The organism is Bradyrhizobium sp. USDA 326 (assembly GCF_049739485.1).
Taxonomy (GTDB): Bacteria; Pseudomonadota; Alphaproteobacteria; order Rhizobiales; family Xanthobacteraceae; genus Bradyrhizobium.
The window spans coordinates 5346294-5361015 of sequence record NZ_JBMGQA010000001.1; the positions used below are offsets into that span (position 1 = coordinate 5346294).

Consider the following 14722-nt stretch of genomic DNA (forward strand, 5'->3'; position numbering starts at 1 on the left):
CATGCGCAATCAAAACGGGATTGTAAAGCCTCAATCGCTGCCGGCGTGCCGGCGCAAATGGCGGCCGATCCTGATCAAATGATTGATTCAACGACTGTTTTGCCGTCGTCGCGACGCCGCAAGACCGCTGTTGAAAAGCCCGCGCGTCTTGGGGATTTTCCCCGCCAGCGCTGGTCGCGTGCGCCGAGGGCGCGGTCGGTCGGTGACCGCGCAATCCCTGGAATTCTATATTCCAGAAGTCCGGCCTGCGGCAATTTGGCGTGGGCGGCGCTGATCGCGCAGGTCGCGCCTCACGCCATCGACGTGCGCAGCCGGCTATAGCCTTCCTGGATCGCGGACCAGAACAAAGCGACCAGACCGAGCGCCATGATCGTGCTGACGAGGCCGTTGGAGAAGAACACCCCGAGCGATCCCTGTGATCCCAGCAGCGATTGGCGGAAGGCTTCCTCGGCCTTATCGCCAAGCACGATGGCGAGCACCAGCGGCGCGAGCGGGTAGTTGCACTTCTTCAGGAGATAGCCGAGCACGCCGAACACCAGCATCAGCATCACGTCGAAGGTGCTGTTGTGCACCGAATAGGCGCCGATCGCGCAGAGCACCAGGATGAGCGGGGCGATGATGCCGAAGGGTACGCGAAGGATCGCGGCGAAGATCGGCACGCAGGTGAGCACGACGATGAGGCCGGCGAGGTTGCCGAGATACATCGACGCGATCAGGCCCCAGACGAACTCCTTCTGCTCGACGAACAGCATCGGGCCGGGCTGCAGGCCCCAGATCAACAATCCGCCGAGCAGGACGGCGGCGGTGGGCGAGCCCGGCACGCCGAGGGAGAGCATCGGCAGCAGCGCGGCGGTGCCCGCGGCATGCGCGGCCGTCTCCGGCGCGATCACGCCTTCGATCTCGCCCTTGCCGAAATTGTTGCCGCGTCGCGCCAGGCGCTTGGCGATGCCGTAGCTCATGAAGGATGCCGGCGTTGCGCCCGCGGGCGTGACGCCCATCCAGCAGCCGATCAGGCAGGAGCGGAGCGAGGTCATCCAATAGGTGGGCAGCTCGCGCCAGGTGTGAAGCACGACCCGCAGGTTGATCTTCGCATTGCCGCCGCGGAACGCGAGCCCTTCTTCCATCGTCAGCAGGATCTCGCCGATGCCGAACAGGCCGATCACGGCGATCAGGAAGTCGAATCCGTTGAGCAGCTCCGTGACGCCGAAGGTCAGCCGCAACTGTCCGGTGATCGAATCCAGGCCGACCGCGGCGAGCGCAAAGCCCATCATCATCGCCGCGATGGTCTTGAACGGCGGTTCCTTGCTCAGGCCGACGAAGCTGCAGAAAGCGAGGAAGTACACCGCGAACTTCTCCGCCGGACCAAATCGCAGCGCGAAGCCCGCGACGAGGGGGGCGACGAGCGTGATCATGATGACGGCGAACAGCGCGCCCACGAAGGAGGAGGTGAAGGCGGCGGTGAGTGCCTCGCCGGGCTTGCCCTGTTGCGCCATCGGATAGCCGTCAAAGGTGGTCGCCACGGACCAGGGCTCGCCGGGGATGTTGAACAGGATCGAGGTGATGGCGCCGCCGAACAACGCGCCCCAATAGATGCAGGACAGCATGATGATCGCCGATGTCGGCGGCATGCTGAAGGTCAGGGGAAGCAGGATCGCGACTCCGTTGGCACCCCCCAGCCCCGGCAGCACGCCGATGATGACCCCGAGCGTGATGCCGATGATCATCAGCATGATGTTGTAGGGCTGCAGGGCGACGGCGAAGCCGTGAAACAGATTGGCCAACTCTTCCATATCGATACGTCCTGCAGCAGTGGCGGAAATGTCGACGCGGCCTTTACAGGCCGAGCCATTCCTCGAGCGGGCCCTTGGGAAGCGGGACCAGGAACCAGCGCTCGAAAACGAGATAGGTCAGGACCGGCATGCCGACGGAGACCGCGACGGTCGTCAGCCAGCGATAGCCGCCGAGCCAGCGCATGAACCAGGCGATGAAGACCATCGAGCCGACGTAGAGGCCGATGAACGGCATCGAGCCGACATAGATCGCGGTCGGCACGACGACGCTCATGACCTGGCGCAGCTGTCCCCATTGTGCGAACAGCCGGCCGTCATCGTCGCGCTGCGCATGCCAGAGGTTGATGGCGCTCGCCACGACGATGGCGGCGCCGATATAGAAGGGGAAGAACCCGGCACGGGGGCCCTCCGCGCCCCAGTTGATGCCGGCCTTCAGGCTCCCGAAGATCACGACCAGGCCGAACACGCCGATCAGCAGCGCCATGCCGATTTCCAGCGTCTTGTGTGCCGGGCCACGTTCAGATCGTTCAGTCATGGGACCTCCGGGCGGAAACGCGGTTCTTTCGCGGTCGCGGCGGGCGTGAGGACGAGCAGCATCCTCAGCCGTCATCGATGTCGCGGCTCAATTCGCCGATGCGAGGAAGCCGGCTTCCTTCATCAAGTCTTGGTGGCGCTTCTCCTCCGCCTCGACCCATTTGGCGTAGTCGGCGCCAGTCATGAAGGTCGTGTTGAAGGCGCCGCTCTTCATGAACTCCTGCCATTCCGGCGTGGCGCGGACCTTCTTGAACAGCTCGACATAGTATTCGACCTGGTCCTTCGTGGCCTTGGGGGACATGAAGATTCCGCGCAGCATGAGATATTCCATCGCGAGGCCCTGCGACTTGCAGGTCGGAATATCCTTCCAGGCCTTGCCGTCGGCGATCGGCTCGTCATAGGCCATCGGCTGAGCATCGAACACGCAGAGCGGACGGAGCTTGCCGCCGCGCCATTGCGCGACCGCCTCGATCGGATTGTTGACGGTGGAATCGACGTGATTGCCGACGAGCTGGACGGCGACTTCGCCGCCGCCCTTGTAGGGGATGTAGGTGAACTTCGCGTCGACCGCCTTCTCGATGCCGACCGTGATGATCTGGTCTTCCTGCTTGGAGCCGGTGCCGCCCATCTTGAACGAGCCACTTGGTGCCTTCTTCGCGGCGTCGACGTAATCCTTGACCGAGTTGTACGGCTTCTCGGCATTCACCCAGAGCACGAATTCGTCGAGCGCCAGCATCGCCACCGGCGTCAAATCCTTCCAGTTGAACGGAATGCCGGTGGCCAGCGGCGTCGTGAACAGGTTCGACAGCGTGATGATGATCTTGTGCGGATTGCCCGACGACGTCTTCACATCGAGGAAGCCTTCACCGCCCGCGCCGCCCGCCTTGTTGATGACGACCAGCGGCTGCTTCATCAGGTTGTGCTTGGTGACGATGCCCTGAATGGTGCGTGCCATCTGATCGGCGCCGCCGCCGGTGCCCGCGGGCACGATGAACTCGACCGGACGGACCGGCTCCCAGGCTGCCCGGCTTGCGGTGCTGCTCGCGCACGACATCGCGATTGCCGCCAAAGCGACACTCAGAACGGATGGCTTCATTTGTTTCTCTCCCTGTCGAACCCTCAACGCAGCCGCTCTTTGTCGACTTGCGTCAGCCCATCTCGATTCAGATGCCTGGTGTCACCCTTGCGGTCGATCTCCCCTGGCAATCCCGATAGAAACTGTATGAGGAGGGGCCGCGCGCGGCATCCGCTCCTTTCGGCTAAGGTTCCGCCAGGTTCGCCGTGCGTGTGCCCTCAGCTGTTCCCGTACTGCGTTATGTTTTTTTTCGCTCTACACCTTGGGTTGTGCAATCGTTCCTGCTTGTCCAATGGTATGCGCGATGCCAGCGAACAAACAATCGGATCGGCAATCAGTCCGGCGGACGAATCGTCGCAGTTGAGGTCGCAAGCTCAGGCAAGGAGGCAAAAGAAAATGGCCCCGAACGTGCGGGGCCATTTGACCGAACCTGGTGTCGGCGTGGTCCTGTCAGCTCCGCCGTTAGGCGGGAGGACAAGGCCTTCCTTACAGGCCGAAACGCGGCAGGTCGCCGTTGTGATTGGAAATCTCGGCGCTCGCCATCAGGAAGCTGTCGATCGCGGCCATCAGGCGGGCGAACAGCGAGGCGGAGGGGGCGAGAGCGACGGAAGCGGTCTTGGACATCGGAAATCCCTTTCTGGAGACAGTCAGTCTTGCTGCCTCATGTCGAAAGGCAGTTTATGTATACCAGATGCCAGCGTCCATGCTCTTGTTTGCATAGCAGCATTAATTCTTCGCATTGCGGTATGTCCCGGCGAGCCCCGGGTGAGCAGGGCATCTTGACACGTTCACGCCGAAGAAAGAATGTTATGTTATAACATAACATAGTGAGATGCCGTGTCTCGCCGTTCTCGATCTATCCCGCTCAAAAGGCTGTTCGATCTCCATGCGCAAACTCCCCGTCACCGTCTTGTCCGGCTTCCTCGGGGCTGGAAAGACCACTTTGCTGAACCACGTCCTGAACAACCGGCACGGCCTGAAAGTGGCGGTGATCGTGAACGACATGAGCGAGGTGAACATCGATGCGGATTTGGTCCGCGATGGTGGTGCCAACCTCTCGCGGACTGATGAGAAACTGGTGGAGATGACCAATGGCTGCATCTGCTGCACCCTGCGCGACGATCTCCTGAGGGAGGTACGTGCGCTCGCCGAAAGCGGGCGCTTCGATTATCTGCTGATCGAATCGACAGGCATTTCGGAGCCGCTCCCGGTCGCAGCGACGTTCGATTTCCGCTCGGAGGAGGGCGAAAGCCTCTCCGACATCGCCCGGCTGGACACGATGGTGACGGTGGTCGACGCCGCCAACCTGCTCAAGGACTATTCCTCGACCGAGTTCCTCGGCGAGCGCGGCGAGGCGCTGGACGGCGACAAGCGGACGCTGGTCGATCTCCTCGTCGAGCAGATCGAGTTCGCCGACGTGATCGTCCTCAACAAGGTGGACGATGCCTCGCCGCAACAGCGCGAGGCGGCACGGCAGATCATCCGCTCGTTGAATCCCGAAGCCGACATCATCGAGGCCAATCACAGCCGCGTGCCCTTCGACCGCGTGCTCAACACCGGCCGTTTCGACTTCGAGAAGGCCCAGCAGCATCCGCTCTGGTACAAGGAGCTCTACGGCTTCGCCGACCACGTGCCTGAAACGCAGGAATATGGCGTGAAGAACTTCGTCTATCGCGCCCGCCGGCCGTTCGATCCGTCGAAGTTCGACCAGTTCGTCAAGGGGGCCTGGCCGGGCGTGATCCGGGCGAAGGGGCATTTCTGGCTGGCGACGCGGCCGCAATGGCTCGGCGAGATCAGCCAGGCGGGAGCGATCGTGCGGACCGAAGCGCTGGGGTTCTGGTGGGCGAGCGTTCCAAAGGAGCGGTGGCCGAATGATGTGGGCTGGCGCAAGCGGCTCGGCCAGTACTGGGACAAGGTGTATGGCGATCGTCGCCAGGAGATCGTGTTCATCGGCACCGGCATGGACGAAGCCGAACTCCGCCGCAGGCTGGATGCATGCCTTGTCCCTGAAACGTCCACCATGGACATCGTCGCATGGTCCGCGCTCGCCGATCCGTTTCCGGCCTGGCGTCGAGGCGATCAGTCCAACTGATCGACGTGCATACCGGACACTCGGCGTGAGGTCCGGGCTCGATCATCTCGGACCAGGTCTTGCAAGGGGGCGGCAAAGCCGTTAGTGCTCTGCCCCCCCTTCCAATCATCTGTCAGAGTGGTTCATGTCGAGCGCCTCGCCCGCCGTCTCGATCGGCATCGATTTTGGGACCAGCAACACGGTCGTCGCGCTTGCGGCGGACGACCGCCGGGTCGAGGCCATCCGCTTCGATCATGGCGGACAGCGCCACAGCGTCTACGTGTCGGCCCTGTGCTTCTGGGAGGACCGGCCGGGCGCCGGCGCCCAGGCCGAAGGCGGCCCGTGGGCGATCGAGCAATTCCTCGAAGGGCGCCACGTCTACCGCTTCCTTCAATCGTTCAAGACGTTTGCGGCGAGCAGCAGCTTCAACACCACGCAGGTGTTCCGGCAGCGCTACAAGTTCGAGGATATTCTGGCGGCGTTCCTGCGGACGCTGGCGCGCCATGGCGGTGGGAAGTTCGGCTTCGAGGCGGCGAATATCACGGTCGGTCGCCCGGTGCGCTTCGCCGGCGGCAATCCCGACGAGGCGTTGGCGATGCAGCGCTACCGGGCCGCGTTCGAGCGGCTCGGCGCCGGTCACGCGCGCTATGTCTACGAGCCCGTGGGCGCGGCGTTCTCCTTCGCGCGCCGGCTGGAGCGGGATGCCACCGTGCTGGTCGCCGATTTCGGCGGCGGCACCAGCGATTTCTCCGTGATGCGCTTCTCGCGCGCGGGCGGCAGCCTTCGCGCCGAGCCGCTCGGCCATGCCGGCATCGGCATTGCCGGCGACACCTTCGACTATCGCATCGTCGACCACGTCGTCTCGCCGCGGCTCGGCAAAGGCTCCAGCTTTCGCTCGTTCGACAAGGTGCTGCCGGTGCCGAGCGGCCACTACACCAACCTCGCGCGCTGGCATCAACTCGCGATGATGAAGAGCAACGGCGATCTGCGCGAGCTTCGCGAGCTCGCGCGCACTGCGTTGAAGCCGGATCTGCTCGAGGATTTCATCACCATCGTCGATCTCGACCTCGGCTTTTCGCTCTACCGCGCCGTGTCCGACGCCAAGGTCGCGCTGTCGGCACAGGACGAGGTGGACTTCCGCTTCAGGGGCGGCGGCGTCGACATCGGCGCGGCCATCACACGGAAGAACTTCGAAGCCTGGATCGCCGACGATATCGCCCGGCTGGGGGCGACCGTCGACAAGGTGCTGGGCGAGGCCGGCATCACCGCGCACGAGATCGAGAAGGTGTTCTTGACCGGCGGCACGTCCTTTGTGCCGGCCGTCCGGAAACTGTTCGCCGAGCGGTTCGGCAACGAACGGCTGATGTCAGGCGACCAGTTCGAGTCGATCGCCTACGGGCTGGCGCTGATCGGACATAGTCCCGACCCGGATCGCTGGGCGGCAAGTCAGGTCGGATAGCAGGCGGCGAGCAGCCTCCCTGCGGCGACGCTGGTCGATCGCTATTTCTGCTGAATTCGGTTCAGGTAATCGATCACGGCGAGAATGCGGGTCCGCACGACGACCTCAGGGTTTTGCTGCGGCCCGGCCTTTTGCCAATAAGTGGGATCGACAGCGTGAGGCAGGCTGACGATGGGGTTGAACCGTTCGCCCCAGACCGGCATTTCACGCGTGCCGTGAGCCGGGACTGATTTCGACCCATAGATGGTTTCGTAAACGGCGTTGGTGGGAAACACCCCGTTATTGTTCTTCGCCAACACGGTCAGGTCGGAAGGCGGTGTCTTGAGCTGGCCGCTGACCGGTCCTTTGCCCTTTGCGTCGGCGCCATGACAACTCGCGCATGACGACAGAAACTCCGCCTTGCCGATGTCGACTTCTTCGGCCTTGGCGGCAGCGGCGAAACCAGCGGCAAGACCGGCAATGATCAACCATCCGATAGCAGATCTCATCATCTCGCCTCCGAGGCCGGCAGGGAAGACTCCTGCTCCTAGCCGTTTTGCCCTTCAGACAGTTTGACGCACATCAAGACCGCACAGCCAGAACTGAAGCGCGCACATGGCCCTGCGCAGTCGCTCGCTCCCCGCCGTGACGTCGTCAGTTCTCCATGGCCTCATAAATCAGCTGCTTGACGGTCCTTTGGATGCGCTGGCGCTCCGAGGGAGTCTGCTCGAGCAAGACGAAGAACATGTCCTGCTTGGGGTCGATCACGAAATAGCAGCCGCTGGCGCCGTCCCATTTCAGTTCGCCCAGATTGCCCGGCGGCGGCGGTTTGGCGTTGCCCGGATCGGTGCGTACGGCAAGGCCGAGCCCAAAGCCGAAGCCGTCACCCGGAAAGTAGAAGAAGTCCCGCTCGACGCCCGACCCGGGCCCGACCTGATCCGTCGTCAGCAGCTTGAACGCCTTGGGGCTGAGAATGGTCTTGCCCTCGTACGTGCCGCCATTGAGCAGCATCTGAGCGAAGCGGGCATAGTCCGCCATCGTCGAGACCATGCCGCCGCTGGCGTACATCATCTTCTTCGGCTTGGTCGGGTCGTTCTCGCGTCCCACCCGGAAATCGCTGTCGTTCGGCATCGGCTTGGCGAGCAGCTTCTGCTTTTCGGGATCGCCGACGAAGAAGCCGGTATCCTTCATGCCGAGCGGATCGAGCAGCTTTTCCCGCTCGACCTCGATCAGGGATTTCCCGGACGCGATTTCCATGATCCGCGCCAGGATGTCGGTGGAATGGCCATACTGCCAGAGCGCGCCGGGTTGATTGTGCAGCGGCAGTCTTGCGATCCGCTCGGCGAACTCGGCGAGGTCGAAATCACCGGCATAGAGGTCGGCAGCCTTGTAGGCCTTGCGGACCAGGCTGTCGCCGTAGAAGCCGTAGGTGACGCCGGAGGTCTGGCGCATCAGGTCGAGCACCGTCGGCGGCCGGTTCGGCGGTACCAGTTCGAGCGTCTTGGTACCGTCGCTGGCCGTCTTCTCGACGCCGACCTTCACATTTGCGAACGACGGAATGTATTTTGCGATCGGATCGTCGAGGGAGAACTTGCCCTCATCGATCATCTGCACTGCAACCACGCTGGTGATGGCCTTGGTCATCGAGAACAGGCGGAAGATGGTATGGTCGGTGATCGGAGCCTTCGACTCCACGTCCTGCACGCCGAAGGATTGGTGATAGACCGGCTTGCCGTGCTGTTGGATGAGCAGGATCGCTCCGGGAATTTTCCCCGTCGCCACTTCGTTGCGGAAGAACTCGTCGAGTTTTGCCAGCTTGTCCTTGTTGAAATGTGCTCCCGCGGGAATTTCAAAAGTCCCTTCGGCCCGGGCCGAAGCTGCTGCGGCCGCAACGAGCAGCGCGCCACAGGCAATCATCCGCAACGCCTGGAATGGTTTCATCAACCCCCTCCCGATTCCTCCCGAGTGTAGCCGTCCGCTCAACCGGCACAAGGGGCATCAATTTGCAGGGAGCGCCTGCACGCAGGCGGGGGGCACCTGCCGCGCCGCCGTCGGATACCGTTTCGCACGCACCCGATGGCGGTCTCCTTAAGGCCAAGCGGCACAGCTGCCGTTGAAGCGGCAGCCGCACACTCGAGCTGCGTCCTGAGGGGCGCGCCACTGCGTCCAGCCTATTGATTGATCTCGGGCTCGACCAGTTTGGCCAGATTCCGCAGCGATTCCTGCCAGCCGAGATAGCAGGCCTCCGGCGGGATGACATCCGGGATGCCCGACTGCGTGATGTCGATTTCGGTTCCGACCGAAACCTTCTTCAGGATCACGGTCACCTCGATCAGGCCGGGCAGATTGGGATCGTCGAATTTGTCAGTATAGCGGATGCGTTCGCCGGGCACGAGCTCGACATATTCGCCGCCAAAGGAATGGCTGTTGCCCGTGGTGAAATTCCGGAACGACATCTTGAAGGTGCCCCCGACCTTGGGCTCGAAATGATGCACGGTGCAGGTGAACCCGTTCGGTGGAAGCCATTTCGCCATCGCATCGGCCTCGAGGAAGGCGCGATAGACTTTCTCCGGCTTGGTGGCCAGGACGCGGTGCAGGCGGACGGTATTGGGCATGTTTCGTTCATCCTCTTGCGTTGATGGGCGCGACGTTGGCGTCTATGGCCCATTCATGTCACGAGGACGACCGGGAAGCTGCCGATCCGACAGGCACTCTCAAATTTTTTCGCCTTTTTGTTGGGAGCGCCGACAGCTGCTGTGGTCGCGCCCGAGCACGATCCGGAAAGTTGCGTGGCGAGCTTCCGAAAAGATCCTGCTCGGCAACGACCTAAAGCGCGATGCGATCCATTCCGAACTCATTCCGCTCTGGACAGCCGCCACCCCGGACACCGTCGTGAACGCCCGTCATTTTGTGGTGACGTGCTTCGTCGGCGTCACTGCAGGCGGCGGTGCTGCCGGCGAAATCACGAACGTCACCCATGCATTCCAGCCCTCGGGGCGGTGTTCGGCAGCAAATTCCTTGTAACCCTTCAAGTTGAGGTAACCCTGCATGTCGCCGAGCGGGAAGATGAATCCGATCTGTGGGCCGACCCCGCCCACCCTCGAGCGGAAACAGCCGACGCGATCGCCGGAGCCGCTGTCGCACCCGAGTTGCTGGTAGAAATACCCGACGAGCCCCACCTGCACCTGCTTGCTCAGGAACTGGGAGGCGCCCCAGTCGAAGTGCATGTCGACACCGCTTTGGTACTGCGTGTCGGTGTTCTTGAAATTATAGGTGAAGCCAAGCACGCCGGACAGTTCATGTCCGGCCTGCGGATTGAAATAGGTGTAGCCGCCGCCCGCGTCGATCGCGCCATGCCCGAGCCCGATGTTGGCGAGCCGGGACGACTGGTAGGCTCCGACCGGGATGTCACCAGTGATGTAGGTCATGTAGTTGTGGACACCGGCATTCCAGCGCAGCGCGAATTGCGGGATCAGGTCGCCAAAGCCGGTCACGGAATCGCTGATGGAATCGGAGCGCGAGAAGGGAATGGAGCCCAGCGGCGTTGCGAGCGTACCCGTCACCAATCCGTTGAGCGTGGTCGTGTTCGCACCGTAGATTCCCATCAGAGTGGCCGAGGCCTGTCCGCCCAGCACCGGTGTTGCAAAGACGTAGGTCGCGTTCAACAGGGCCAGATCCACACTCGCGTTGAGGTTCGCATTCAACGTGGCCGTCAGGTTTGCGGGGATGCGGCCGATCTGGATTTCGCGTGCACGCGCCACGTCGCCGCCGGCGGACACTGAAGTATGATAGTAGATCGCAGCCGTCGTCCAGCCCGGTTGCTGAGGTGTGGCAGCAAGGCTGCCGAACATGCCGGGAATCCAGAAGCTGATGCCGCTTTCGTCGGCCAAGGCTGTCGTCGGTATCGATGCAAAGGCTGCAAATGCAAGAGCGGCAAACGCTTTCGTCAATCGCATGGTGACCCCTCCCAAACCACGAGCGTCGCTCAGTGGGAGCGCCTGATATGCTGCCGATCATATGACGCAGCCGGCCAGGCTTGCCATGGTTGCCGATCCGCCGGGAATTTTTGGCAGTCAGGTGTAGCAAGAGAACAACACTACCGCGCCATGATACCGACGCATGGAGATGAGGCTCCGGGAGTTTACGGAAAAACGGCGCTCCTCTCCCACATCTCCGCTTCTGAGCCGTCATCTTGATCTGTTGATCCATATCAAGTCTTTTTTCTGGTTGTCGGAAAATGATGGCGCCTCGTTTCACGGGGAGGAATTGCAATGAGCACTGCCCGATCCTTTCATCTCGTCGCCTTTTCACTGACCCTTGCTTTTTCGGCGCCAGCATTCGCACAACAAGCCGCACCGCCTCCCGGCTCGCCCGCCGCGACCATCACCATTCCGGGCAATCAGCTGCCACCCCCGCCGCAGCAGTTCGGCGGCAAGATCGAGCGCGATGCGCGTAATTCGACACCTTTCTGGCCCTCGCGCGTGGTCCCGCCCAAGGGCGCACCGAACGTGCTGCTGATCATCACCGATGATGCCGGCTACGGCGTGCCGAGCACATTCGGCGGCGTCATTCCAACGCCTGCGCTCGACCGCATCGCGCAAAGCGGATTGCGCTACACCAATTTCCATTCAACGGCGCTGTGCTCGCCGACGCGCGCGGCGCTGATCACCGGACGCAATCATCACTCGGTCGGCTATGGCGTGATCGCCGAGCAGGCGACCGGTTACCCCGGTTACGACAGCATCATGACAAAGGACAAGGCAACGATCGGCCGCATCCTGACCGACAACGGCTATCACACCGCCTGGTTCGGCAAGAACCACAACACGCCGGAGTACCAGGCGAGCCAGGCCGGCCCGTTCGACCAGTGGCCGACCGGCATGGGCTTTCAATATTTCTACGGCTTCATGGGTGGCGACACCAATCAGTGGGAGCCCGGCAATCTCGTTCGCAACACCACGGCAATCTACCCGTACCAGGGAAATCCCGGCTGGAATCTGGTGACGGCGATGGCGGATGATGCCATCGACTATTTGAACCGCATGAACGCGCTGTCGCTCGATACGCCGTTCTTCATCAAGTTCGCGCCCGGCGCGACGCATGCGCCGCATCATCCGACCAAGGAGTGGGTGAAGAAGATCAGCGACATGCACCTGTTCGACCAGGGCTGGAACAAGCTGCGCGAGACCATCTTCGAGAACCAGAAGCGGCTCGGCGTCATCCCGCAGAACGCGAAGCTGACGCCCTGGCCGAAGGACCTGATCAAGGAATGGGACCAGCTTTCGGCGGACGAGAAGAAGCTCTTCATCCGACAGGCCGAGGTGTTTGCCGCGTTTGCCGCCTATGCTGACGATGAGATCGGTCGCGTGATCCAGTCGGTCGCTGACGTCGGTAAGCTCGATAATACGTTGATCATCTATATCGAGGGCGACAACGGCACCAGCGCCGAAGGGCAGCCGAATGGCACGCCCAACGAAGTGGCGATGTTCAACCAGATCAATCCGTCGGTCGAGGACCAGCTCAAGTACTTCTACGACGTCTGGGGCACCGACCGTACCTACAACCACATGTCGATCGGTTGGGCCTGGGCCTTCGATACGCCGTTCTCCTGGACCAAGCAGATCGTTTCCCATTTCGGCGGCACGCGCCAGGGTATGGCGATCTCCTGGCCGGCGGTGATCAAGGACAAGGGCGGCATCCGCAGCCAGTTCCACCACGTCATCGACGTCGTGCCGACCATTCTCGAGGCCGCGAAGATCAAGCAACCGGACATCGTCGACGGTATCAAGCAGAGCCCGATCGAAGGTGTCAGCATGATGTACACGTTCGACGCCAACAACGCGAACGCGCCGTCAACCCACAAGACGCAGTATTTCGAGATGTTTGCCGATCGCGCGATCTACAGTGACGGCTGGATCGCCTCGACCAAGGTGTTGCGGCCTCCGTGGGTGACTGGAGGCGTCAAGCTGCCAAGCCCGGCCGATTACCCCTGGGAGCTTTACGACCTGAACAACGACTGGACGCAGGCCGAGGACGTCGCCGCCAAATATCCTGACAAGCTGAAGGAGCTGCAGGCATTGTTCTGGAAGGAGGCGGAAAAGTATCAGGTGCTCCCACTGGACTCGTCCGTGGTAACGCGCGTCATCACGCCGCGCCCGAGCCTCAGCGCCGGCCGGACAAGCTTCGTCTGGACACGACCGCTCACCGGCACGCCAAACGGCGATGCGCCGAGCCTGCTCAATGCGTCCTACGTCTTCAAGGCGGACGTCGACATACCTCAGGGCGGTGCCGAGGGCACGCTGATCACCCAGGGCGGTCGTTTCGGCGGGTATGGGTTCTATGTCCTCAAGAACAAGCCCGTCTTTACCTGGAACCTCGTTGACCTCAAGCGCGTGCGCTGGGAGGGGACGGAGCTTACGCCCGGCAAGCACGTCATCGAGTTTGCCTTCAGGTATGACGGTCTCGGCGCAGCGACCATGCTGTTTGGCGACTACAGCGGCATCGGAAAGGGCGGCACCGGCACGCTGAAGGTCGACGGCAATGTGGTGGCGACCGAGAAGATGGAGCACACGCTTCCCTTCATCCTGCAATGGGACGAGGCGCTGGACATCGGTTCGGATACCGGCACACCGGTCGACGACAACGACTACCAGGCCCCGTTTGCCTTCACCGGGAAGATCAACAGGATCACCCTGGACATCGACCGACCCAAGCTGAGTCCGGATGATATCAAGCGGATGGAGGAAGCCGCGCGTGCGGCGGGTGACGGCCCGTCTGTGGAGGCCGGAAGAATGGCCTCGGCGGAACCCCAGGTCTCCAGCAATATCGGTCTCAATCTGGTCGAGAAGATCCAGTTGCGGATCGACAAGCGCGAGGGTTGCCGCAAGGACGCCGAGGCAAAGGGACTTGGTATGGTGGACCGGGTCAAGTTCGTTCAGGAATGTGTTCGCCGATAGTTCGGCGACCGACGGGAAGCCGCCAATCGGCTTCCCGTCGGCCAAATGCACGATGCGCAATCGGAGAAGCTCATGACCAACGGTCGTTGGATCTTCCTTTCAGCGCTTGCACTGATCGGCGCCCTGACTGTCGGCCGCGCTGCGGCGCAGGGCGCGGCGGAGACGGTGCAGGACATGCTCGCCGCACAGATCCGTACGCAGGGTTTTACGTGTGACAAGGCGCTTGGCGCGACGAAGGACACCGCGCGCTCAAGGGCCGATCATGCAGTCTGGGTGCTCCGATGCAGCAATGCGAGCTATCGGGTGAGCCGTGCGCCGGACATGGCCGCCAAGGTCGAACCACTGCCGTGACGAGGCGCGCCAGCATCGAACGGCGGTGACATGCAAAGCGTAACCGATCTGATCCCAATCACACCTTCGATCGACGAGCTTGGCCGTATCATTGCCAATGTCGCAGCTCCGGCATTCCTGCTAGGCGCGGTCGCTGCGTTTATCTCGGTCGTGATCTCTCGGGTTAACCGGGTGATCGACCGCTCGCAGTTCATCAACGGCATTCCCGCAGGCGATTCTGCAAGAGACTTCCTGAAAGCCGATCTGCCGCGGCTTCGGGAAAGGGCGCGGCTTCTGAACCGATCGCTGTTCTGCTCCGTCGTCGCAGCAATCCTTACGGCTCTCATCATCTTCGTTGCATTCGTCAGCGCGCTCCTACAGATCGCACACGAATACGGCGTGGCGATCCTGTTCATGGCGGCCATGCTGATGTTCAGCGCCGCACTCGTCGATCTGGCGCGCGAAACCAGGATTGCGCTTCATGACAACGACCTTCACGTGTAGGCCGAGTGGGCGGTGAACGGCTGG

General features: G+C 62.3%; 13 protein-coding genes. 5 read left to right on the top strand and 8 right to left on the bottom strand.

Features of this window, described 5'->3' with window-relative positions:
* Positions 1 to 290 precede the first annotated feature (290 nt).
* The 4 genes from ABIG06_RS25090 to ABIG06_RS25105 all read right to left on the bottom strand — a co-directional run bounded on the left by ABIG06_RS25090 (position 291) and on the right by ABIG06_RS25105 (position 4023).
* Positions 291 to 1790 carry a tripartite tricarboxylate transporter permease gene (locus ABIG06_RS25090; protein ID WP_370138979.1) on the bottom strand — a complete coding sequence of 500 codons (1500 nt, stop codon included), beginning with the start codon at positions 1788 to 1790 and terminating at the stop codon, positions 291 to 293.
* 43 nt (positions 1791 to 1833) lie between these two features.
* The gene (locus tag ABIG06_RS25095; protein ID WP_370138980.1) at positions 1834 to 2325 is read right to left on the bottom strand and encodes a tripartite tricarboxylate transporter TctB family protein; all 492 of its coding nucleotides are present in this window, start codon (positions 2323 to 2325) and stop codon (positions 1834 to 1836) included.
* 87 nt (positions 2326 to 2412) lie between these two features.
* Positions 2413 to 3420: a Bug family tripartite tricarboxylate transporter substrate binding protein gene (locus ABIG06_RS25100; RefSeq protein ID WP_370138981.1), complete on the bottom strand. Its 1008-nt coding sequence runs from the start codon at positions 3418 to 3420 to the stop codon at positions 2413 to 2415.
* A gap of 465 nt (positions 3421 to 3885) precedes the next feature.
* A complete protein-coding gene (locus ABIG06_RS25105) occupies positions 3886 to 4023 on the bottom strand; it encodes a hypothetical protein (protein ID WP_194388353.1) in 138 nt (45 codons plus the stop codon).
* Between the two features lie 262 nt (positions 4024 to 4285).
* Between ABIG06_RS25105 and zigA the strand changes: the two genes are divergently transcribed.
* Positions 4286 to 5491, top strand: a complete 1206-nt coding sequence (gene zigA / locus ABIG06_RS25110; RefSeq protein ID WP_370138982.1) for a zinc metallochaperone GTPase ZigA — start codon at positions 4286 to 4288, stop codon at positions 5489 to 5491.
* Positions 5492 to 5615: 124 nt separating this feature from the next.
* Entirely contained in the window at positions 5616 to 6929 is a 1314-nt protein-coding gene (locus ABIG06_RS25115; protein ID WP_370138983.1) for an Hsp70 family protein, read from the top strand.
* Positions 6930 to 6970: 41 nt separating this feature from the next.
* On the opposite strand, the gene ABIG06_RS25120 is transcribed toward ABIG06_RS25115, so the two are convergent.
* The 4 genes from ABIG06_RS25120 to ABIG06_RS25135 form a co-directional block, all read right to left on the bottom strand.
* Positions 6971 to 7420 (bottom strand): c-type cytochrome, encoded by a 450-nt coding sequence (locus ABIG06_RS25120; RefSeq protein ID WP_124161473.1) that lies wholly within the window; start codon positions 7418 to 7420, stop codon positions 6971 to 6973.
* 142 nt (positions 7421 to 7562) lie between these two features.
* Positions 7563 to 8849, bottom strand: a complete 1287-nt coding sequence (locus ABIG06_RS25125) for a serine hydrolase domain-containing protein (protein WP_124161472.1) — start codon at positions 8847 to 8849, stop codon at positions 7563 to 7565.
* Positions 8850 to 9079: 230 nt separating this feature from the next.
* Positions 9080 to 9523 carry an SRPBCC family protein gene (locus tag ABIG06_RS25130; RefSeq protein WP_370138984.1) on the bottom strand — a complete coding sequence of 148 codons (444 nt, stop codon included), beginning with the start codon at positions 9521 to 9523 and terminating at the stop codon, positions 9080 to 9082.
* A 288-nt stretch (positions 9524 to 9811) separates the two neighbouring features.
* A complete protein-coding gene (locus ABIG06_RS25135; RefSeq protein WP_370138985.1) occupies positions 9812 to 10798 on the bottom strand; it encodes a SphA family protein in 987 nt (328 codons plus the stop codon).
* 381 nt (positions 10799 to 11179) lie between these two features.
* Here ABIG06_RS25135 and ABIG06_RS25140 point away from each other — a divergent pair, with 381 nt between their 5' ends.
* The 3 genes from ABIG06_RS25140 to ABIG06_RS25150 all read left to right on the top strand — a co-directional run bounded on the left by ABIG06_RS25140 (position 11180) and on the right by ABIG06_RS25150 (position 14698).
* On the top strand, positions 11180 to 13864 hold the full coding sequence (locus ABIG06_RS25140) for an arylsulfatase (protein WP_370138986.1): 2685 nt from the start codon (positions 11180 to 11182) through the stop codon (positions 13862 to 13864).
* Positions 13865 to 13936: 72 nt separating this feature from the next.
* Positions 13937 to 14215 carry a hypothetical protein gene (locus tag ABIG06_RS25145; RefSeq protein WP_370138987.1) on the top strand — a complete coding sequence of 93 codons (279 nt, stop codon included), beginning with the start codon at positions 13937 to 13939 and terminating at the stop codon, positions 14213 to 14215.
* Positions 14216 to 14245: 30 nt separating this feature from the next.
* A complete protein-coding gene (locus ABIG06_RS25150) occupies positions 14246 to 14698 on the top strand; it encodes a DUF2721 domain-containing protein (protein WP_124161468.1) in 453 nt (150 codons plus the stop codon).
* Positions 14699 to 14722 lie beyond the last annotated feature (24 nt).

Bases quoted from the DNA above. Each gene is read 5' to 3' on its own strand.
- ABIG06_RS25090 (WP_370138979.1), bottom strand. From the start codon at position 1,790: ATGGAAGAGTTGGCCAATCTGTTTCACGGCTTCGCCGTCGCCCTGCAG.
- ABIG06_RS25095 (WP_370138980.1), bottom strand. From the start codon at position 2,325: ATGACTGAACGATCTGAACGTGGCCCGGCACACAAGACGCTGGAAATC.
- ABIG06_RS25100 (WP_370138981.1), bottom strand. From the start codon at position 3,420: ATGAAGCCATCCGTTCTGAGTGTCGCTTTGGCGGCAATCGCGATGTCG.
- ABIG06_RS25105 (WP_194388353.1), bottom strand. From the start codon at position 4,023: ATGTCCAAGACCGCTTCCGTCGCTCTCGCCCCCTCCGCCTCGCTGTTC.
- zigA (WP_370138982.1), top strand. From the start codon at position 4,286: ATGCGCAAACTCCCCGTCACCGTCTTGTCCGGCTTCCTCGGGGCTGGA.
- ABIG06_RS25115 (WP_370138983.1), top strand. From the start codon at position 5,616: ATGTCGAGCGCCTCGCCCGCCGTCTCGATCGGCATCGATTTTGGGACC.
- ABIG06_RS25120 (WP_124161473.1), bottom strand. From the start codon at position 7,420: ATGATGAGATCTGCTATCGGATGGTTGATCATTGCCGGTCTTGCCGCT.
- ABIG06_RS25125 (WP_124161472.1), bottom strand. From the start codon at position 8,849: ATGAAACCATTCCAGGCGTTGCGGATGATTGCCTGTGGCGCGCTGCTC.
- ABIG06_RS25130 (WP_370138984.1), bottom strand. From the start codon at position 9,523: ATGCCCAATACCGTCCGCCTGCACCGCGTCCTGGCCACCAAGCCGGAG.
- ABIG06_RS25140 (WP_370138986.1), top strand. From the start codon at position 11,180: ATGAGCACTGCCCGATCCTTTCATCTCGTCGCCTTTTCACTGACCCTT.
- ABIG06_RS25145 (WP_370138987.1), top strand. From the start codon at position 13,937: ATGACCAACGGTCGTTGGATCTTCCTTTCAGCGCTTGCACTGATCGGC.
- ABIG06_RS25150 (WP_124161468.1), top strand. From the start codon at position 14,246: ATGCAAAGCGTAACCGATCTGATCCCAATCACACCTTCGATCGACGAG.